At 46.5% G+C, this 20,256-nt stretch carries 21 protein-coding genes; 10 read left to right on the plus strand and 11 right to left on the minus strand.

Annotation, left to right across the window (positions count from 1 at the left end):
* The first annotated feature begins 5 nt into the window (after positions 1-5).
* Both glnD and dapD read left to right on the plus strand, forming a co-directional pair.
* Positions 6-2,645 carry a [protein-PII] uridylyltransferase gene (gene glnD / locus ACP7H9_RS02960; RefSeq protein WP_114981481.1) on the plus strand — a complete coding sequence of 880 codons (2,640 nt, stop codon included), beginning with the start codon at positions 6-8 and terminating at the stop codon, positions 2,643-2,645.
* A gap of 9 nt (positions 2,646-2,654) precedes the next feature.
* Positions 2,655-3,479 carry a 2,3,4,5-tetrahydropyridine-2,6-dicarboxylate N-succinyltransferase gene (gene dapD / locus ACP7H9_RS02965; protein WP_034820436.1) on the plus strand — a complete coding sequence of 275 codons (825 nt, stop codon included), beginning with the start codon at positions 2,655-2,657 and terminating at the stop codon, positions 3,477-3,479.
* Between the two features lie 3 nt (positions 3,480-3,482).
* Here dapD and truC read toward each other — a convergent pair whose 3' ends face one another.
* Together truC and ACP7H9_RS02975 are read right to left on the minus strand one after the other, a co-directional pair.
* Positions 3,483-4,193: a tRNA pseudouridine(65) synthase TruC gene (gene truC, locus ACP7H9_RS02970; protein ID WP_114981482.1), complete on the minus strand. Its 711-nt coding sequence runs from the start codon at positions 4,191-4,193 to the stop codon at positions 3,483-3,485.
* A gap of 2 nt (positions 4,194-4,195) precedes the next feature.
* Positions 4,196-4,540, minus strand: a complete 345-nt coding sequence (locus tag ACP7H9_RS02975; protein ID WP_011234101.1) for a YqcC family protein — start codon at positions 4,538-4,540, stop codon at positions 4,196-4,198.
* Between the two features lie 93 nt (positions 4,541-4,633).
* Between ACP7H9_RS02975 and ACP7H9_RS02980 the strand changes: the two genes are divergently transcribed.
* Both ACP7H9_RS02980 and ACP7H9_RS02985 read left to right on the plus strand, forming a co-directional pair.
* Positions 4,634-5,665 (plus strand): DUF3549 family protein, encoded by a 1,032-nt coding sequence (locus ACP7H9_RS02980; protein ID WP_439222164.1) that lies wholly within the window; start codon positions 4,634-4,636, stop codon positions 5,663-5,665.
* Entirely contained in the window at positions 5,665-5,976 is a 312-nt protein-coding gene (locus ACP7H9_RS02985; protein WP_011234103.1) for a DUF3301 domain-containing protein, read from the plus strand. Before ACP7H9_RS02980 ends, ACP7H9_RS02985 begins: the two co-directional genes overlap by 1 nt.
* Before the next feature lies 1 nt (position 5,977).
* Here ACP7H9_RS02985 and ACP7H9_RS02990 read toward each other — a convergent pair whose 3' ends face one another.
* A complete protein-coding gene (locus ACP7H9_RS02990; RefSeq protein WP_011234104.1) occupies positions 5,978-6,658 on the minus strand; it encodes a GNAT family N-acetyltransferase in 681 nt (226 codons plus the stop codon).
* Between the two features lie 97 nt (positions 6,659-6,755).
* Complete coding sequence (syd, locus tag ACP7H9_RS02995) at positions 6,756-7,307, minus strand: SecY-interacting protein (protein ID WP_114981483.1); 552 nt, start codon at positions 7,305-7,307, stop codon at positions 6,756-6,758.
* Between the two features lie 59 nt (positions 7,308-7,366).
* On the opposite strand from syd, the gene queF reads away from it, so the two are divergent.
* Positions 7,367-8,191, plus strand: a complete 825-nt coding sequence (gene queF, locus ACP7H9_RS03000; protein WP_114981484.1) for an NADPH-dependent 7-cyano-7-deazaguanine reductase QueF — start codon at positions 7,367-7,369, stop codon at positions 8,189-8,191.
* A 6-nt stretch (positions 8,192-8,197) separates the two neighbouring features.
* Here the strand turns inward: queF and ACP7H9_RS03005 are convergent, their stop codons facing one another.
* The gene (locus ACP7H9_RS03005; RefSeq protein WP_114981485.1) at positions 8,198-10,003 is read right to left on the minus strand and encodes a M61 family metallopeptidase; all 1,806 of its coding nucleotides are present in this window, start codon (positions 10,001-10,003) and stop codon (positions 8,198-8,200) included.
* 151 nt (positions 10,004-10,154) lie between these two features.
* Between ACP7H9_RS03005 and ACP7H9_RS03010 the strand changes: the two genes are divergently transcribed.
* The 5 genes from ACP7H9_RS03010 to ACP7H9_RS03030 all read left to right on the plus strand — a co-directional run bounded on the left by ACP7H9_RS03010 (position 10,155) and on the right by ACP7H9_RS03030 (position 16,132).
* Positions 10,155-11,678, plus strand: coding sequence for a GGDEF domain-containing protein (locus tag ACP7H9_RS03010; RefSeq protein ID WP_114981486.1), 1,524 nt, complete (start codon positions 10,155-10,157; stop codon positions 11,676-11,678).
* 74 nt (positions 11,679-11,752) lie between these two features.
* On the plus strand, positions 11,753-13,108 hold the full coding sequence (ppnN, locus tag ACP7H9_RS03015) for a nucleotide 5'-monophosphate nucleosidase PpnN (protein WP_114981487.1): 1,356 nt from the start codon (positions 11,753-11,755) through the stop codon (positions 13,106-13,108).
* Between the two features lie 7 nt (positions 13,109-13,115).
* Positions 13,116-13,502 carry a DUF3192 domain-containing protein gene (locus ACP7H9_RS03020; RefSeq protein WP_011234110.1) on the plus strand — a complete coding sequence of 129 codons (387 nt, stop codon included), beginning with the start codon at positions 13,116-13,118 and terminating at the stop codon, positions 13,500-13,502.
* Positions 13,499-15,022 carry a hypothetical protein gene (locus tag ACP7H9_RS03025; protein WP_439222165.1) on the plus strand — a complete coding sequence of 508 codons (1,524 nt, stop codon included), beginning with the start codon at positions 13,499-13,501 and terminating at the stop codon, positions 15,020-15,022. Before ACP7H9_RS03020 ends, ACP7H9_RS03025 begins: the two co-directional genes overlap by 4 nt.
* 105 nt (positions 15,023-15,127) lie before the next feature.
* Positions 15,128-16,132, plus strand: coding sequence for an isocitrate dehydrogenase (locus ACP7H9_RS03030; RefSeq protein ID WP_011234112.1), 1,005 nt, complete (start codon positions 15,128-15,130; stop codon positions 16,130-16,132).
* Positions 16,133-16,225: 93 nt separating this feature from the next.
* On the opposite strand, the gene ACP7H9_RS03035 is transcribed toward ACP7H9_RS03030, so the two are convergent.
* From ACP7H9_RS03035 to ACP7H9_RS03060, 6 genes are all read right to left on the minus strand, one after another.
* Entirely contained in the window at positions 16,226-16,531 is a 306-nt protein-coding gene (locus ACP7H9_RS03035; protein WP_114981489.1) for a helix-turn-helix domain-containing protein, read from the minus strand.
* A 15-nt stretch (positions 16,532-16,546) separates the two neighbouring features.
* On the minus strand, positions 16,547-16,903 hold the full coding sequence (locus ACP7H9_RS03040) for a type II toxin-antitoxin system RelE/ParE family toxin (protein WP_114981490.1): 357 nt from the start codon (positions 16,901-16,903) through the stop codon (positions 16,547-16,549).
* A 271-nt stretch (positions 16,904-17,174) separates the two neighbouring features.
* Positions 17,175-18,284 carry a 23S rRNA (cytidine(2498)-2'-O)-methyltransferase RlmM gene (gene rlmM, locus ACP7H9_RS03045; protein WP_114981491.1) on the minus strand — a complete coding sequence of 370 codons (1,110 nt, stop codon included), beginning with the start codon at positions 18,282-18,284 and terminating at the stop codon, positions 17,175-17,177.
* Positions 18,284-18,664 (minus strand): DUF423 domain-containing protein, encoded by a 381-nt coding sequence (locus ACP7H9_RS03050; protein WP_114981492.1) that lies wholly within the window; start codon positions 18,662-18,664, stop codon positions 18,284-18,286. The genes rlmM and ACP7H9_RS03050 overlap by 1 nt, the downstream gene beginning before the upstream one ends.
* Positions 18,661-19,284, minus strand: coding sequence for an alpha/beta fold hydrolase (locus ACP7H9_RS03055; protein WP_114981494.1), 624 nt, complete (start codon positions 19,282-19,284; stop codon positions 18,661-18,663). Before ACP7H9_RS03055 ends, ACP7H9_RS03050 begins: the two co-directional genes overlap by 4 nt.
* Complete coding sequence (locus tag ACP7H9_RS03060; RefSeq protein WP_011234116.1) at positions 19,284-20,183, minus strand: transcriptional regulator GcvA; 900 nt, start codon at positions 20,181-20,183, stop codon at positions 19,284-19,286. The genes ACP7H9_RS03055 and ACP7H9_RS03060 overlap by 1 nt, the downstream gene beginning before the upstream one ends.
* Positions 20,184-20,256: the final 73 nt, after the last annotated feature.

Genomic DNA, 20,256 nt, shown 5'->3' on the forward strand with positions numbered 1-20,256 from the left:
AGCCTATGGCTAACGTTCAAGAAGATAAAGACTTTCACGGGCGCTGGCCTGACCGAACCCTGCAACCTTGCCTAAAAGACTACAAAGCGCTTTTAGAAAGTTACCAAAACTGGTCTGCAGCACGTTTTGTTACCGCCGATATCGATGAGCTGGTTCATCACCGTGCGACCTTCTTTGACCAGCTAATTAGCCAGTTGTGGCAGCAATTTCAGCTTGAAGACGAGCCGGCAAGTATTTTAGCTGTGGGTGGCTATGGTCGTGAGACTCTGCACCCGGGTTCAGATATCGACCTGCTCATTTTAGTGGGCCCTGAAAATGCTGAAGCCGAAGCTAAGTTGTCTGAAAAACTCGGACAGTTTGTTACCTTTTTATGGGACCTGCACCTGGATATCGGCCATTCGGTACGTACTATCGAAGACTGCTTCGCTCAGTCAGAAAACGATATCACGATAGCCACAAACCTTATTGAAAGCCGATACCTCTCAGGAGCTGAATCGCTTTACAATGAATTTCATCAACAGTTGTTAAATGACTTCCCCTGGTCAAGCCGCGATTTCTATCAGGCCAAGCTGGATGAACAAAAGCAGCGCCACCAGCAATACCACAGTACATCTTATAACCTGGAACCGAATATTAAATCGAGCCCCGGAGGGCTACGTGATATTCAGACCGTAGGCTGGATTGCTAAACGTCATTTCCGTACTCACTCAGATGAAAACCTGGTTGAGTACGGTTATATGACAGCCGATGAATTCGTTGAACTGCGTGACTGCATGAACTGGCTATGGCGCATACGCTTTGCCCTTCATCTGGAAGCAGGTAAACGCGAAGACCGCTTACTCTTTGACTTTCAGCCAGGCGTAGCTGTTCGCCTGGGCTACGGTAATGACGGTAAGGCATCCGTTGAAACCATGATGAAAGATTACTTTAAAGTGGTCTTACGCGTCAGCGAGCTTAACCAGATGCTTCTGCAGTTTTTTCATCAGGCGATATTAGGAACACAGGACTTACAACACGCTGAACATATTAGCGATGACTTTGCGGTTGCGAATAAACTGTTAACAGCACGCCACGACAAAGTATTTGATAATCACTGCAATATTATCCGCGCTTTTGTCTGCATTGCGGAACACCCGCAAATACAGGGCATACACTCGAATACCATACGTTTACTCAGAAATGCCCGAGCCCAATTAAGCGAACCGTTAAGCCATGACCCAGAATGCCGCGACTTATTCAATCAGCTGATTCAGCATCCCAGAGGCTGTGGTTTGTCCTTTGCACTGATGCATCACCACAGTGTACTGGCAAGTTACCTGTCGCAGTGGCAACAAATTGTCGGACAAATGCAGTTTGACCTTTTTCACGCGTACACAGTAGATGAACACACCTTTCGTTTAGTGAGAAACTTATACCGCTTTAGTGACGAAGATTATCAGGACCAATTTCCGCTGTGCGAAAAGCTCGTTGCGCAAATGGATCGCCGTTATTGCCTGTATCTGGCGGGTATCTTCCACGACATAGCTAAAGGTCGCGGCGGTGATCACTCAGAGCTTGGTGAAATGGATGCGCGTAATTTTTGCCACCAACATGGTTACAGCGAAGAAGACGCCGAATTGGTTGCCTGGCTGGTGCGGCATCATTTAACCATGTCGGTTACCGCGCAAAAGCGGGATATTCATGACCCTGAAGTTATTCAGGACTTTGCAAATCAAGTTTCGACGCTCGAGCGGCTAGATTACCTTTACTGTCTTACGGTGGCTGATATTCGGGCAACTAACCAGTCGCTGTGGAACAACTGGAAAGCAACTTTACTGGAAGAGCTTTATAACGCCACTTCTTACTTGCTGCAGCAGGACAGTAATAAGCCTACTCTGGATATTCGCCAAAGAATTAATGAAAATAAAGCCAGTGCAATGGCCTTGCTACTAAGTGCAGGCTTTGAAAAAGCGGAAATTCTGGCGTTATGGGGACGTTTTACCGCAGACTATTTCTTCCGCCATACGGCAGAGCAAATCAGTTGGCATTCACAGCATATTCTGAACCTGCCAAGCGAGCAGTTGCCGCTCATTCTCATTGGAGACGAAAACAACTACGGCACAACCGAGTTGTTTATCTACCATCACGAAGAGGGGCATTTGTTTGCCTCGGTTGCCGGTGTTCTCGACAGTCAGCAACTCAACATTCTGGACGCCCAAATTCTGGCTACCCGCGATGGCTTTGTTATGGATACCTTTGTGGTACTGCAACGAGATGGCAAACCGTTAACAGAGCCTCATCGTATTGAAGAGGTAAAACAACAATTGCTGGATGTTCTGCATAAACGGATACCCGTTCCCAGCACTAAGCGGCCATTGTCGCGTCGCATGAAGAACTTTTCGGTGGCAACTGAGGTCACTTTTATACCCAGTAAACACCACGGCCGTACCACCTTCGAGCTGGTGACACTGGACAGACCGGGGCTTATTGCTAAACTTGCCGCTATTTTACAACAACAGAACGTTATCCTGCTGGCAGCGAAAATCACGACTATAGGCGAGCAGGCAGAAGATTTATTTATTGTCACTACCGAGCAGCAAACCGCCCTTAGCGACAAACAGAAAAAAACATTGAAAGCAAAAATTATCAAAGACCTGGAGTTTTAAATTCTTATCATGGAAAACATAAAGCAGCGCATCATCGATGCATTTGAACAACGTGATCAAATCAATGCCCGTACCGACAACGATGACCTTCGTGAAGCTGTGCGTTACGTTATCGACGAAATTGACCGCGGCGAGTTACGGGTAGCCGAAAAAATTTCCGGTGAGTGGGTTGTTCATCAATGGCTGAAGAAAGCGGTTCTGTTGTCATTTCGCTTAAACGACAACGACCTGATTGAAGGCGGAGAAACCCGCTTCTGGGACAAAGTGCCAGCCAAATTTGCCGACTATGACAGTGCCCGTTTCCGCGCCGAAGGCATGCGTGTTGTACCACCCGCCATGGTTCGTAAAGGTGCCTTTATTGGCCGCAACGTTGTCGTAATGCCATCGTACGTTAATATTGGTGCTTACGTTGGTGAAGGCACTATGGTGGATACCTGGGCTACCGTGGGCTCCTGTGCGCAAATTGGTAAAAATGTTCACTTGTCCGGCGGCGTAGGCATCGGTGGTGTTCTGGAGCCGCTGCAGGCCAACCCAACGATTATTGAAGATAACTGCTTCATTGGTGCGCGCTCAGAAATTGTTGAAGGCGTTATTGTTGAAGAAGGCGCAGTGATTTCCATGGGCGTTTACATTGGCCAGAGTACCCGTATTTATGACCGCGAAAATGACCGCATTCTTTATGGTCGCGTACCTTCGGGTTCCGTTGTTGTACCGGGTTCCTTGCCTTCCGCAAATGGAACGCACAGTCTTTACGCTGCTATCATTGTTAAGCGGGTTGATGCTAAAACTCGTGCCAAAGTCGGTATCAATGCCCTGCTACGCAGCGCGGAATAACTTTTACTTAAGAAATGGCTGGTGAAACTCATTCGGCAGTGGTATTTCCAAATTGATGGACTCGCCACTGACCGGATGTTTAAAGCTAAGTCCAGTCGCTGCCAGCAGTAAACGGTGACAATTAAAGTGCTCGCGAAAGAAGTTATTATGCCGTCCATCACCATGGTTAGTATCACCGACAATGGGATGCCGAATGTGTGCCATGTGCCGACGTAACTGGTGCTTACGACCCGTTTCTGGTTGCATCTGAACCAGTGAATAACGTGTGGTGTCATGTTTTTTACTGACTTTATAAGGCAGTTCAATCTGCTTTAAACATTGATAATGCGTTACCGCAGGCTGCTTATCTTTATCCGGATCCGCGTCTTTATCAGCAAGCTTATCAAGTTCTTCTTTCAGTGCGTAATCAATAGTGCCCTTTTCTGGTAAGTAACCTCTGACCACAGCGTGATATGTTTTGCTCACTTCGCGCGCGGTCAGTTGCTCTGTCATGGTACGGGCAACATCGCTATTTAAGCCAAAAATCAACAAACCGGATGTCGGGCGATCTAAACGATGAACAGGATAAACGTGGCAACCCAGTTGATTCCGCAGCATTTGCATTGCAAACTCACGGGCACCGCTGGCTATACGGCTTCGGTGAACCAATAAGCCACTGGGCTTATTAATAACGGCAAGGTGATCATCCAGATAAACAAGTTCTAACTGACTCACCGTTAGACATCTTCCTGCAAAGGGTCAGTTCCGCTGAGCAACACATCAAATTCACGTATCAGTGCAATAAGTTGTTCGTATTGTTCCAGCTCGCTGCGGTATATATGCGCAGCCATGGGGCTAACGGCAATCCCCTCAGGCAGAGGTCGCTTGCTATCCACTAACGCCCACATTCGGGGAAGCATAATAAACTGCAACCACTGATGAAACTCCAGCGTGTCGACAGCAAAAGGCTGCTGACTCTCTAACGCCTGCACCGGCGGGTGGTGAGACTGCCATAAGCCAAGACTGTTCAGTTCACGCTCTATTCTATCCAGCAATCGAGCGGCTTTCTGATACTGCTCCATATCAGACTCCGTTACCACATCATTGTATAAACCGATATAATGGCGCCATAGTGATTTAATACGCCTTAAAATTCAAGCAAAAAGGGAGCGCCTGTGTCAGCACCAACCATCACCACCTTGGGTGAGTTTTTGCAAGCCGGCCAAGCCGAATACAAAATTTTTGATATTGGCAGATGCCTGACGGAGCTGTCTCAAGAAGAGTTTGCAGCAATTGAGCAACAACAACGTCCGTACCCCTACCCCATTGCGCGGCAAGCTCAATTGGCAATACTGTTCCAGCATAAACAACATGACCAACAGCCTTTTATTTGGTTTTTGCAATTTCCGTTGGACGAGCGCGGTCTTTTAAATATAGCCGCACGTAATCAATACCTGGAGTATGTGGTCAATGCATTGGGCCATGAAATAACCGGAGAAATGACCGAAGAGCAGCAAAAACAACTGCAGCAAAACCCGTATTTATTAACGCCGAATGAGCAACAACGCGCAGCTTTGCATGCCCGGGTTCAGCGCCAGCAAAAATTGTCGCCGTCTATACATTTTGAAACGGCAGAAGCGTATTTGAGGCAACCTGAAAGCGGCATAGACTGGCAACAAATGGGCTTGCAGGGGTTACATGACTGCGCTGCCCGGTTAGAGCAATTGCCGGAACTGAGCAAAGCCATAGCAACGCATTTCTCTCATTACCCAAGTGCGGTGCGCCAGCCGTTGGCGGTTGCGCTTGAGCAACAAAGCCTGACGCCACCGGTACGAGACGTTCTTCTGCAGAACCTCGAGAGCAGTAATGCTCAACTGTGCACTGACAGTTTGCGCGCGCTGGCCTCCGCTTCAGCTCATCCTCGGGTAAAAAAGGCAGTAAACAAGCTGGTTCCAAATGCCAATGCCGATCAGCTCGTTGTTATTGCTGCGCGTTTATGGCCGGTGCTTTGCGAAGAACCAAATTTGTTGTGCTACTTAGACGCCATAGCAGAGCTTGATAATTCACTGTTTGATGCCTTATTTCAGGATATTATTGCCCTGCCGGACATACGTCCGTTACTGTTATCTATTATTGCTCAACAAAAACAGTCTGCTGCGGTTAATGAAGCATTAAACCGATTAAAACAACAGACTCAGGGAAGCTGATGAATTTACTCGATGTCATTGTTTTACTGGCGCTGGCAACGGCAATATGGGTGTTTTGGCAACACCGCCAACAGTCAGAAAGCGCACAAAAACATGCAGTATTTTACTGTAAGCAGCAGGGGCTTCAGTTTTTAGATATTCGTCGCGAGGACACGCGTTGGTCTTTTAAAGGCAGCCAGCCGGGCTGGCGTAGTACTTTTAAAATGGGCTTTAGTAGCGACGGCGAAACTCGTTATGAAGGCGACTTAACCCTTCATAACCAGCGTTTGGTAGGTGTCGAGTTACCGCCGTTTCGAATTCCCGCGCAATAATTTAATCAGGCTGCCGTTGGTAGAACAGAACTTCACCTGGCAGCTTTTCCACTTCTATCTGAGCTTGAATGCGATAGCCGCGCTTTTTAAAGAAAGCCTGATAATCCGAACGAGTCACGTAAACGGCTATCCCTTGTGATTCGGGGTCTTCCTCAAAAACCGCTTTGGCAGCTTCAACAAGTAAATGCCCCACTCCCTGCGACTGATACTGTGGTGCTACCGCAATAAATGCCAGCATATGGTAAGGCACATCAGGCATCGCTTCCTGAATTAAGCGTTCCTTTTCAAGTACCTGCTTAGTACTCAAAAAACCAGCCGTTAATAACATGCTTATTCGCCAATGCCAGAAACGTCCGGGACCAAAGCTTTTACCAGGACGGGTAAGACACGCGACACCTAGTAGTGTGCCGCCATCTCTAATACCAATAATAGGCTGTCCGCTTTCCCAGAAAGCGTTTAAGTCTTCGCGGATAGCCGCCCGTAAACGCTTATCGTAGTCAGGTTTGTCTGACCGGAAAATCTTTTGCAGTAATTCATCATCGTAATACGTCTGGAACAAAAGCGAGGCCGCTAATTTCAGATCTTCAGCAACAAGGTAAACCAGCTCGCCCTGAACATGCTCATTGCTGTTTTCACCTGCTTCATCAATTTCGTTTTCCGTTTTTTCTGTCAGACCCTGCATAATGAATAGCCAATTGTAAGTTTTTCATAACACCAACTTAACCATTTTTCGGAATTCTGTCGAGAGTCATTTATCCGCCATTCAGGCAAGACTCTCATCAAGAGTTTTTATCAGTCTCAACTTGAGGCTGACAATTATCAAGCCAGTCAGCCAATGAGTCAGACAGAACTTCGTGTTGTTCCTTACCTACCCATTCGAGTCCAACCGCACCACTTTGGTTATCTATGGTTACCAACAACCCGTCATCCTCGCTACCTAAACCAATAAAGACCGTTTCAGGCTGTTTCAAACGACGCTTCATTAAAATGTGACCAGTAATATTCTCTAATAAACGTTCACCGTCTTCTGCACTCTGCGTCTGTAGTAAACTAATTGTGTGCCCCTGATAATCAAGCGCAAGGTCTCCTGCATACCAGCGGCCAAACAAAGTTTTAATACTCTGATGGAAACTCATTTCCAGAGCACTCTCAAGATCATCAAAGTTTAACGCTTCGGGTTGCCGGCACGGCGTCCACTCAACCGTATTCTCATCAATCACAGTTCCGTAAATTGGGCTATTCCACTCTTCTACATACTCGGTATAGCGCACAGGAACATTTTCCTGATAGCGTGTCATTAGTGCATCTATTGATTCTTCTAACGTCTTCATCTGGTACTTACACCTCAGAAAATTTACAATACGGCCATTGTACTTACGGAGCGACTTAAATGCCAAAGAAGGACGCACTAGACCATTTATCACTGGGTCAGCACACCGACTACCCGAATGAATATGATCCGAAGCAGCTGCAGCCAGTCCCCCGCTCACTGAATCGGGAACCTATAGGGCTTAAAGATAAGCTACCTTTTTCGGGTGTGGATTTATGGACCGGTTATGAAGTCTCCTGGCTAAACTCAAACGGACTGCCACAGGTTGCGGTGGGGTATTTTGCAGTGCCAGCAGAAAGCCCTAACCTGGTCGAGTCCAAGTCGTTTAAGCTTTATTTAAACAGCTTCAATGACTCGCGTTTTGAGACCTGGGAGCAGGTGCAACAACTGATGGAGACCGATCTTTCCGCTTGTGCCGGCGCGCCGGTTAAAGTCAAGCTAAAACAGGTATCTGAGCTGGAAGGTGAATCTGTGGCGACTTTCCCGGGTCATTGCATAGATGATCAGAATATCAGTATTTCGCATTACGACTATCAGCCGTCGCTGCTTGCTACAGAACAAAATGAAACAGAAGAAGAACTGCACAGTCATCTGTTAAAATCGAACTGCCTGATAACCAATCAACCCGATTGGGGTTCGGTTTACATTCATTATCAGGGGCCGAAGTTGGATCGCGCTGCGCTGCTGGCTTATCTGGTCTCATTCAGACGTCATAACGAATTCCACGAGCAATGTGTTGAGCGCATTTATCAGGACTTGAAAGCACTAGGAATGAAAAAGTTGACGGTTTATGCCCGTTACACACGTCGTGGCGGTCTGGACATAAACCCATTTCGTTCCGACTTCGAGCCAGCGCTGCAAATGCAACGCATGGCCCGACAATAACGAATTTTAAGCGTTAGGGTGCGGAATTTGTAACCATTGCAGAAAACGAGCTTTCTGTTCAGCTGTGGGCTCGTCCAATGGTTCAATTTTCGCATCGGTTGCAGGGGTTGGTTGCACCGTTAAGGTTTTCTTGTGCAACTGGTCGCGACGGAAGAATGTCACTTCAATTGAATCACCCGCTTTATATTCAGAAAAAGCGTCTTTAAAACGACCATCAACTACGGTGTGTCCGTCGTAAGCAACAATGACATCGCCCGGCGTAAAGCCCGCTTCCCAGGCGGGGCTGCCTTTACTAACCCGGGTCAATTCCATTCCTCCGCTGGCTTCACTGGCACTCCAGCCAGCCCAGACTTTCTCAGCTTCGGGTTCACCCTCGTCTTCATCCTTGTCCTGATCGTAAACCAGCTCTAAACCCACCTGATCCAGCATACTCTCAAACGGAATATTTGCAGCCGGACTTTCAACATTTTCTTGCCACCAGTCCTGCCAGGACTCACCCGTTAAATCTTTCAAAATAGTTAGCACGTCGGCTGAGGTGAAGCCCTGCTCTTCGGCATCGAAGCGCTGATACAATTCATTATGCACGTCGCGATAGCTAACTTCCCCATCAGTTGTTTTCAACAATTCGCTGTCCAGCAGCCAGGAAACCAAAGCACCTTCCGAATAAATATTCACAGAATCGTTGTGCGCACGGTCTCCATATTGATCAATCCACGCCTCAAAAGAGGCCTCAGCCACTGACATAACCTCCCGGCCTGGTTTTGATCGATAACGGTCAATACTAGTTGCTACTCGTTCAAAATATTCAGACGGTTCCATAATGCCCGCCTGTAATAACAAATGGTTCTGGAAGTAGCTGGTTGAACCTTCCGCAATCCAGAATAAATCAGTGTAGTTTTCCTCTTGATAATCGTATGGAACCAGCCCGTCCGGACGATAAGCTTTCACGTTCCATGTATGCACAAACTCGTGTGACGCTGTGGACATAAACGACAGGTAATCATCGCGACTGGCAAAGCTGTATCTGGGGCGCTGGATAATCGTCGAGTTTTTGTGCTCAGTCGCACCACCCGCGCCGGTTGTCGCGTGGATCATGAAAACATAACGCTCAAATGGGTAACTGCTCCAAATCGAATCACCGGTAGCCACCAGCTTGTGTAAGTCTTCGACCGTTTTTTCAGCGTCGTAGTTACCCTCTCCCCAGAATACGACTTCATAATCGCGATTATCCTGAGTGAATTCATAGTGTTTGTTAATGCCCGTTTCTATCGGCGAGTCAACTAAGACATCCCAGTTTGCGGCCGAGAACTGGTGCTCGCCTTCTCTCTCCATACCGGAGTAACTCTTCCACTCGCCCGGAACATCCAGAGAAACGGACACCGGCTCATCACGCCAGGCGTCTGCATACATAAATACAGCAGAGGCATCTAAGTAGGCATGAGTATCATCGATATGACGACTGCGACGCCCAAGTTGATTGGCGTAAATTTCGTAGTCAACGGTTACTTCACCGCTGTCTTCAGGTAAGTATACGCGCCAGGTGCTTTTATCGACCTTTTCCCAGCGAAGTTCTTCCCCGTTGCTCTGAGCATCAAAGTCACGAACGCCATTAGCGAGATTCAAAATGCGATAATAACCTGTTCTCCAGGCTGGCATTTTTACATCCAGAAACTTAGCGTCACTGGCCGGGAAGGTTATAGACACTTCGCCTTTGTGGTGCTCAGGTTGCGTTAAATCAATTTTATAATCGGTATTTGCCAATACAATGGAAGGTGCCAACATAACACCAACAGCTAATAAGCTCTTGCGCACAGTTTATCTCCGTTAGTTTCGCTTTATTTGTTAGTTAACTTGTTCAAAGACTACCACAATTCACCAATAGAAAATAAATTCAGATAGGTTAGACTTTATGGGATTATTTTTCGTATTATGCGTATTGACTTCAACATTTGGTAGGTGAGCATTGGCAATACCGGAAACACCGCAAGAGCAGGTTCAGCACCTTAGCAAGAAGCTACGACAGAGCATCCAGTCGCGTAAACAGATAGAAGACGACTATCTGCGCGATTCGCAACGTTACTCAAACTTTGTGAACGACCTTTGTCTGGCATTAAATGGTGTTGATAGTGAGTTAGACGGTTTACTGCATAAATTACGCGGTCACCTGCAGCAAAATGCGTCCGCTGCGGTTCTAGAGCCCATGATGCAACAAGTGGGTGAGGTAATTTCTCAGCATACCATTCGTATGCAAACGCTGCTGAAAGAAACCAACGAAAGTATCCAACTGGCATTACAGTCTATTAAGCCACGTGATAGCAGTGGCAGAAGCCAGCTGCAAAAAATAGCAAATGAATTCGAGCAACCAACAATGACGGTTTCTCATTATTTGCCATTAGTAAACCAATTACTGGCACTTTCCTACCAGCAGCAAGGTACTCAGACAGAAACCCAAGTAGCTCAATATCAAAGTCAATTGCTTGATTTACTCAGCGAAGTCGAGTTTCTGGGAAATGCTGCTGACACCTTGCAGCAAGTAAAAGTAGCTTTACAAAAGCCGCAAACTAACGAAACCTTGTTAGCTATAACCTTGAAGGTTATGCGGCTGGTGTTTAACAACATCAACGATGAACGCCGCTCAGCACAACTATTTCTGCAACAATTAAATGCTTCTTTAGAGTCTGTTCAGAGTGTATTAGGTAAAACCATAAGTCATTCTGCGGACTTTGCCGACCAGCGACTGCACCTGAACCAACAACTAAAAAGTGGCGTCTCCGAGATAAAAGCTTGTGTCACTGACGCGTATGAACTGAACGATTTAAAAGAATCGGTAGGTTTGCAGCTACACCGTTTAGGTGAAACTTTAAATCAGCACCTAAAGTTGCATGACGAAGAACGTCAAAGTTTCCATAGCAACACACAGGCCATGGAGCAGAAACTCCGTGAAACCGAAGAGCAGGTTTTACATTACAAGCAGGAGCTGGCTAAACAAAAGTTCCGCAGCTTACAGGACAACCTGACCAAGCTGCCTAACCGCTCTGCTTTTGATGAGCGCTTAAACCTGGAATTCCAGCGTTGGGTCAACGATGAAACCCCGCTGAGTATAGCCATTATCGATGTTGATCATTTTAAGAATATTAATGATAGCTTCGGCCACATTGCCGGCGACAAGACCTTACAAGTTATCGCAGGTACTCTTAGCAAATCGTTACGAGAATCAGCTTTTGTTTGTCGCTATGGTGGCGAAGAGTTTGCTATCATATTCTGTTCTGATGGACAAAGTGCCTATCAACATATCGAGAATACGCGGGAGAAAGTGGCTAATATCCCGTTTAAATTTAAAACCGACGATATACGCATTACTATTTCCGCGGGAATAGCCGAATTTAAATACAATGAAGATACACCGCTGGCGGTTTTTGAAAGAGCCGATAAGGCGCTCTATGAAGCAAAAAATAGCGGGCGCAACAAAGTCATCACAGCAAAATAGAAACCAACGCTGAGGATCACCGCCGGCACAAGGATGACGCCGAGTCATCGTTATTACAGGAGTATGGAAAAATAATGAGAGCAAGCATTTCTCCAAGAGGCACTATGTCTCTTTTGTCACAACTGGAAATAGAACGTTTAAAGCAATCCTCAAACAGCCAACTTTATAAATTATTTCGCAACTGCTGTCTCGCGGTCCTAAATGCCGGAAGTAATACCGACAGCAGCGCTGAAATTTACGATAAGTATAAAGATTTCTCCGTTAATATTATCCGCAAAGAGCGCGGTATTAAAATTGAGTTGATTGAACCGCCGGCGGAAGCTTTTGTTGATGGCGAACTCATTGTCGGTATTCGTGAGTTACTGGAATCCGTATTGCGCGATATTCTCTTTACCGGAGAGCGCTACTCAGAAGAAGAACTGAAAGACGCCGACAGCGCTACCCTAACCCACGTGGTGTTCGATATTTTACGCAACGCCCGTACTATTCAGGCCATGCAAGAGCCCGATATGGTTGTTTGCTGGGGTGGTCACTCGATTAACGAAGCTGAGTATAAATACACTAAAGAAGTGGGTTATCAGTTGGGTTTGCGTGGCTTAAATATCTGTACCGGGTGTGGTCCGGGTGCCATGAAAGGCCCTATGAAAGGCGCGACCATTGGTCATGCTAAACAGCGTATTAGTGGTGGTCGTTACCTGGGCCTTACTGAGCCTGGCATTATCGCTGCCGAGCCACCTAATCCTATTGTTAACGAACTGGTTATTTTGCCCGATATTGAAAAACGCCTGGAAGCTTTTGTTCGCTGTGCGCACGGCATCGTTATTTTCCCGGGTGGCGCGGGTACGGCTGAAGAGCTGCTGTATCTTCTTGGCATACTGATGCACCCGAAAAACCAACAACAAAGCTTACCAGTTATATTGACGGGCCCTGAAGCGTCTAAAGATTACTTTGATGCGCTGGATGCCTTCATTGTCGAAACTCTGGGTGAAGAGGCTCGCGGCTTTTACCGTATTATTATTGCTGACCCATCAGGGGTTGCACAGCACATGCACGCAGGCATGGCAGCCGTAAAACAATACCGCCGTGATTCTGGTGACGCTTACTACTTTAACTGGACCTTGTTTATTGATGAAAACTTCCAACGCCCGTTCTACCCGACTCACGAAAATGTGGCGTCACTGAACCTGCACCCGGAACAGCCTAAAGAAGAGTTAGCAGCGGACTTACGCCGCGCATTCTCAGCTATTGTTGCCGGCAATGTGAAAGATGGTGGCATTCGCCAAATTAGAGAAAAAGGCGTATTTACCATTCACGGTGAAAAAGAGTTAATGAAACGACTGGACGTATTGTTAAGAGCATTCGTCGAACAAGGGCGTATGAAATTACCAGGTTCGGTGTATCATCCTTGTTATAAGGTTGTTACTGACTGAAGGATTTATGAAAAATAAAGTCTTTGTCATACTCGCCATTGGCGCTGTTTCTTATCTAGCTATAGTAGGAGCAGTGCTGATGCTTTATCAGGCTGATCCTGCTGATTTACAGTGGCAGGAACGAGAGACCTACAACGCCAGACAAATTGGTCAATTTGATCTGGGTATGTCAAAAGACAGTGTTATTCGAGTTTTAGGCTCACCAGACATAACTGAAGCGAAAGCGTCATCTGAAGGTGACATGCAAGTTCTGTTTTATCGAACTCATCACGTGACTTCTGACGGAATCACGACTAAAGATGAATGTACCCCTTTGGTTTTTCGCGATAATAAGCTTATCGCCTGGGGTAACGACTCTTATCGTGACTATCAGAATTATCAGAGGCGAGAATGAGAGAACTGACCGAGTGTTGTGAAAAAGCGGCAAGTTTACTGAAACAACACGACGTTCGTCAGCTTTATCGTCTGGTTCAGTTTATTGATGAAGAGTATCAACAAAACCGCTGGCCTGAACTGCTTCCCCTTTACGCTCAGCAACATGCTCAGGACAATAATCAGCTAATAAGTGAGTTACTCGCGGTTTGTGTAAACGCGCTGCATTGCGGTTACCAATGGTCTTTGCACTCACATTATCGCCGAATTCTGGCCGCCGCTTGCGTCAGTGAGAAACTCAACCCAGACCCGAACTACTGGAAGCAACTTCATTTAAGACAGCCGCTGTGGCTGTCTGCTTTAGAGTCTTTAACACTAAAATCCGCTGATATTGTCTTTTTTCGCTACTGGGTTAACGCCTTAACTCAGGTTCAGCTGCAACGTAGTAAGCCCACACAGGCATTTTTTCCCTTATTGAATGGCGAATTCCGCTACCGCTTCTGGGCGCTGTTAAATCAGCAGGATACGCTTCCGGTAAGACTCACTGGTCAAAAGTTTTCACATCACAAAAACCAGCAGACCGCGGTACTTTTAGGTTATGAAGGAAAGCACCAGATTCTGGCTCTATTACATAAGCTGGACAGCCCGTTTTATGTCAGCCCGGACGAAACACAAAATTGGCAAGTTAACAACAAACCTCTGACACAGGAACAAATGAGCGCACTGGCTCAGCATCGGTTGCTAAAACAAGAGCAAACAAGCACAACACAACAAACGCCCAGACAACTGTTACGGGCAATAAACCGTTACGCCAATGCCAGTGGCGCCTTAAACGCAGTAATTCAGCAAATTAACCAATTGCCTTTTTTAGCCAGCAGTCTTCATGCCGCCGTGCATCAGAGCGAACGCATTGGCTACAGCGAAGCCAGCCGTATGGACTTGAAACAGTCTTATTTATGGCTAGGCTCTAAACGAGCTTCAGTTATTCTTGCGACCGCTTTTTTACAACACCAATTTTCATTAAATACAATTCCTCTGCATAACGCATTGATGCAAAAGCTCGGCTTACTGACCACAACGCTACAGCACTTATCGGCGGAAACCGGCGTTAGCCTGCCAACCCCGGCTCCGCTACTTGCCCTACTCTCAGGCTCTGATCTTTTTCGTCACCCAGAGCTGCTTAAATCAGCGAAGTGGCCCCGTCCGCGAGAAATAGAACACTGCTATAGCACAAGTTGGGTTGGCTCTGCACTGGATATCAGTGACTTTCGCCGCAGTCGACAATTAGTTAAGCGCTGGCAATTGCCTCCGGCTACCGAAAATTTATTAAACCCTGATAAAGCCGAGACCAGCAAATTAAGTGCACTATTTTTCTTAGCCCACTATTTAACGCTAAGCACTTATTATCCAGAAGTGTCGTTAAGCAGTTCAGTAAAATCGATGCTAAAGTCTTATTGTCAGCAACTGCAAATAAACAGTGAGCAACTGACCCGAATTAAAGCTAAATCGGCTTTTGAAAGTCACTGTTACTCACCGTTATAACCTACATTCACTGGCTGAATAATGCTTTGCTAGTCAGTATTAGCGCGGCAATGGTAGAATTACCGTTCCTGTTTTTGTTGTAACACGGTTTAAAGGAATCAATTCATGAGTAGAACTATCACAGTTATTCCAGGTGACGGCATCGGCCCGGATATTGTCGAGTCTGCAACAGCCATTCTTGATAAAGCAGGTTGTGACTTTGAATATGAATACGTCGACGCTGGTCTGACTGCTTTGGAAAAAACCGGAGAGTTATTACCTCAAAATACTCTTGATGCGATTGAACGTAACGGTGTTACATTAAAAGGTCCACTGACTACTCCGGTTGGCGAAGGCTTCACCTCTATTAATGTCAGCCTGCGTAAACATTTTTCGCTATATGCTAACGTACGCCCTGTTTTGTCTTTTACCGGCACCCAAGCGCGCTACGAAAACATTGATATTATTACCATTCGTGAAAATACCGAAGGTATGTATTCCGGCTTAGGCCAAAAAGTGTCTGAAGACGGTAATGAAGCAGAAGCAGTCAGCAAAATTACCCGTGAAGGCGCTGAGCGGATTGTCCGTTTCGCCTATGAAACCGCACGCCGCGAAGGCCGTAAGAAAGTCACCGCAGTGCATAAAGCCAATATTCTGAAGTCCACTTCTGGTCTATTCTTAAAAGTAGCGCGTGAAATTGCGGAAGAGTATCCGGACATTGAATCAACAGAAATGATTGTTGATGCGGCCTGCATGCGCTTAGTTATGAACCCTGAAGAGTTTGACGTTATTGTTACCACCAACCTGTTTGGCGATATTCTGTCAGACCTGTGCGCAGGTTTGGTCGGCGGCTTAGGTATGGCACCCGGCGCTAACATTGGTAAAGACTGCGCCATTTTCGAAGCTGTACACGGCTCAGCCCCGGATATTGCCGGTAAAAACCTGGCAAACCCAACCTCAGTTATCTTAGCGTCAATTCAGATGCTGGAATACTTGGGCATGCAAGAGCAAGCCGAAAAAATCACCAAAGCACTAGAAGACGTGATTTCCAGTGGTGACCGTACCACTCGTGATTTAGGCGGTTCGCACGGTACCACTGATTTTACTCAGGCAGTTATTGAGCGTCTTTAACAAGACTCAGCTTACAAGGCCAGCCTGAATTAACAGCAGCCAGTTTTCCCGAATTGGGAAAGCTGGTCTAATAGTATAGTCAGACTAACTTATTTACTTAAACTGATTTATCTCAACGTTCTGGCCATCTGGGAACTTAGCGTGTAACTCCAGTGTTCCCCCTAAAGCTTCAACGTAATGTTTCAATGTACTTAGCAGAGCATCAGGCCGTGTCTCGACCTGAGATATATTAGATTGAGCAAGGTTAAGCTTTTTAGCAACAACAGACTGGTTAAACCCCCGCGCTTTTCGTACTTCCGCCAGAGTCATTTCCGCAATGATACCAACCGCTTTAGCTCTCGCAGCGGCTTGTACTTCTGGCTTAATTTTCTTTTTCATCTCGTGCAATGACTTTGCCATAACCACCCTTAATCTCTAGCTACTATCAGTTTTCAAATAATCCAGAAACAACTTTTCAGCTAACGGGATCATTCGTTTATAAAAGGCTTTATCCCTACTTCCATCTTTACGCCCGCCACATAACAAAACTGCCTGTCTTTTAGGATCAAATGCGTAGAACACTCTAAATGGCTTCCCGTCATGTTGAATCCGGAGCTCTTTCAGGTTCTTCAAGGCTTTTGTTCCTTTTAAAGTATCAGCTTGCGGCCTTCCCAAGCCAGGACCTTTAATTTCCAGTACATCTATCATCGCCTGAACATCGACTTGCTCTGCATCATTAAGCGTAAAAAACCAGTCTTCGTAGTCATCCGTAACTAAAATTACCCAATCCATGGTTTACCTCTAAAATATACACTTAAAAGTATATACTTTCAAAAGTATATTACATATATTTATTCACTGAAAAAGTCATCCAGTAAGTGACGGAGTATAGACAGTAATTTAAGAGTTGAAGGCGGGAACTTAGCTCATTCTTACATAGGACATCAGGAGTTAAAGGATATTATTCAATTGTACTTAAAGTCTTAGTGAAAAGCAGAGATATTGAGAGTATGACAGGAAGTACAGGCATAGCCATGAATGAACTCAGGCTATGCCATTAAAGCTAGCTGCGGGGCAGCCAGCGCAAGTGTACGGTAATTTCTTCACGGTCGTGGTAAAGGTGCTTGGCCTGAATTTCAAACGGCTTAGTCCCCTCGGTTTGTAGCTGTTCTTTAATCTGATCCAGGTAGCCTTTAACAGCAGCATAGCGCTGACGCATTGGTAGCTTAAGATTAAAGATGGCTTCTTCACAGTCACCTTCGAGTAACCAACTGGTCATCAGCTCGCCGACACGTGCGGGTTTTTCAACCATATCGCACACCAGCCAGGTAACATTTTTGCGTTTCGGACGAAATTTAAAGCCGTCTTCCTGAATGTGCTTAACCTGCCCGGTTTCCATTAAGGACTCAGCCATCGGGCCGTTATCAACCGCTTGCACCATCATACCGCGGCGAACCAGCTGATAAGTCCAGCCTCCCGGCGCTGCACCAAGATCTACCGCCTTCATGCCCGAGTGAACACGTTTTTCATGTTCGTTTTCAGGTACAAATACCTGAAAGGCTTCATCCAGTTTTAACGTTGAACGGCTTGGTGCCTCTTTTGGCATACGCAAACGCACAATACCACCGTTGTGTAAGGTTTGGTTATAGCTGTATGAATAGCCCACCAAGGCATGCGCCGGGTTGACGAATAACACATGCAGCATCGGTCGTTTAGCTAGCGGCTTATTACTTAAAAGATCTTCTTTACGCAACGCCTGACGCAGCGGCACGCTGAATTTTCGGCAGAATTTGGATAGCTGGTTAGCTTCATTAGTATCTGGAGTTCCCACCCGTAACTCACCGGCTAAACCGAAGGTTTCCTGGTGAGGTTTTAATACCTTTATGACTTCGCTGGCACGGTCTTCAATACCAGCCACTTTAACAGACCCCAGTAAGGCAAACATTTCGCGCGCAAAGACCAGGTCTTTCAGCGTCAGTTTACGGGCAATATGCTCTGCTTCTTCGTGCTGACAATGATAGGTAACGTAAGCTTGCTCGGGTTGTGTCTGGCAATAACCATAAACACCCAGTTCCGCGGTTTTATCCTGAATTTCGGCCGCGCAATCACCTTCGAACCCAGCACGACACAGCAATACAATGCCACTACCTCTGCCGTTAACAATCTCACTCATTAACTACCTGCTCCTAACTTTATTGCGCCAACTAATAAACTGACCCAGCCAGCAATAAATAATAACCCGCCAATAGGCGTTATAGGCCCAAACCATTTAACACCGGTAAGTGCTAAGGCATACAAACTGCCGGAAAATAAAACCACGCCAGCCAGCCACAAATAACCACTGGCAACAAACCAGACTGACTGTGACTGCTTTAACCAAAGCGCTAAAACAAACAGTGCCAACGCGTGATAAAATTGATAAGTGACTCCGGTCTCAAAAGCGCTCAGCAAACTCTCGCTTAATTTCGATTTTAAACCGTGCGAAGCAAAAGCGCCCAACATAACGCCGGTACCGCCTAAAATGGCGGCCACAATTAAAAATATCTGACTCATTGAATAAACTCCTTAATGGCATCTGCGGCCTGTTGCCAAAGCTTAGGCGTATTCTCCGCTTTGGCTTTTGTGGCGGCAAAACCGTGATCGGCACCCTCTAGCCACTGCAACTGCCAGTTATGCGGCAACTCCACGCTTTGCCCCTGCTCCGCTCTTTTTAAAAGCGGTTTACTGAACGGGTCCCGTGTTCCCTGCAAAATAAGACCGGGCGCCTGCGTCATTTCTAATTCTTCAAGGCGTGACTTCTCAGGTTTTTGCGGCGGATGGAACGGAAACCCCAAAGCAATTACTGCTTTCGCGCCGGATTTATCGGCTAAACGCAACATCACCCGGCTTCCTAATGACTTCCCCATCAAAACTAACGGCTTATTATCTTGCTGTAATTCGATCAGTAGTTCATCAATCGCATCGAACAATGCCTGCATTTTATTCGGCGGCCGTGGCTTACCAGTTTCACGAACCTTTTCCCAATACGGAAAGTCCGGACGGACAAGCTCTGCGCCAAGCGCTATGCCCTGCTCCGCAAAGAAATCCATAAAAGCTGTGTCGGGACCACCTCCTGAACCGTGCAAAAACACGATGCGGAAGGCTCCTTCCGGGTTCTGTTGTTGATAACGCATTATTGATTAAACTCTTGCTCTTCTTTTTGAACCAAGTTTAGCAACCACTGACGGAAGGTCGCGATTTTACCTATCTCCGCCTGATTGTCACGACAAACCAGATAAAACGCTTTATTCCGCTGCAAAGCCTGAGGGAAAATACGAACCAGGTGGCCACTGTCAATTTCAGACTTCACCAGCACATTATTGGCTAATGCAATGCCCTGCCCGTGGACCGCCGCCTGTAAAGCCAGGCTCGAATGACTGAATACCGGTCCGTTATCGCCTTTATACTGAGGTAATCCCACCAACTGAAACCAGTCCTTCCAGGCATTACGGGTTTCGTCGTGCAGCAAAGTTTGCTTGAATAAATCTATCGGCTCTTTGATATTCGCTTTGTTCAGTAACAACGGCGAACAAACCGGCCATAAGTATTCTTCATGCAATTGGTATGCTTTTACCCCGGGCCAACGCCCGTCGCCATAATAAATAGCAACGTCCACGTCGTCGGTTAACGAACCACTAATTTCATCCACGGCTTTAATTCGTATATCCATATCCGGGTGTTCTTCGCGAAAACTACTGAGCCGGGGAACAAACCATAAAATAGCGAAACTTGGAGGAACCGACACGGTCAAAGCCCCACGCTCAGACACTAGCCGAAGTTTATCGGTAGCCTGCGCCAGTTGCTCAAAAATATCCCGTAATTCTAAGTAGTATTCCTGCCCTTCTTCGGTCAGTAACAGCGAGCGGTTACGTCGAATAAAAAGCTTAAGCTCAAGAAAGTCTTCTAACGCTTTTACCTGGTGACTGACGGCCGCCTGGGTCACAAATAACTCTTCGGCTGCTTTGGTAAAACTGAGGTGACGCGCTGCCACTTCAAATGATTTAAGCGCGTTTAAGGGAGGTAATTTCCGCATGCCATTAACTAAAAAGCGTCTCTGTTTAGTAGATAACCACCACTATAACAGAGACGCCCTTAGTTCGGCTATT

The sequence above is a fragment of the Idiomarina sp. ST20R2A10 genome, assembly GCF_051842345.1.
GTDB classification, from domain to species: domain Bacteria; phylum Pseudomonadota; class Gammaproteobacteria; order Enterobacterales; family Alteromonadaceae; genus Idiomarina; species Idiomarina loihiensis.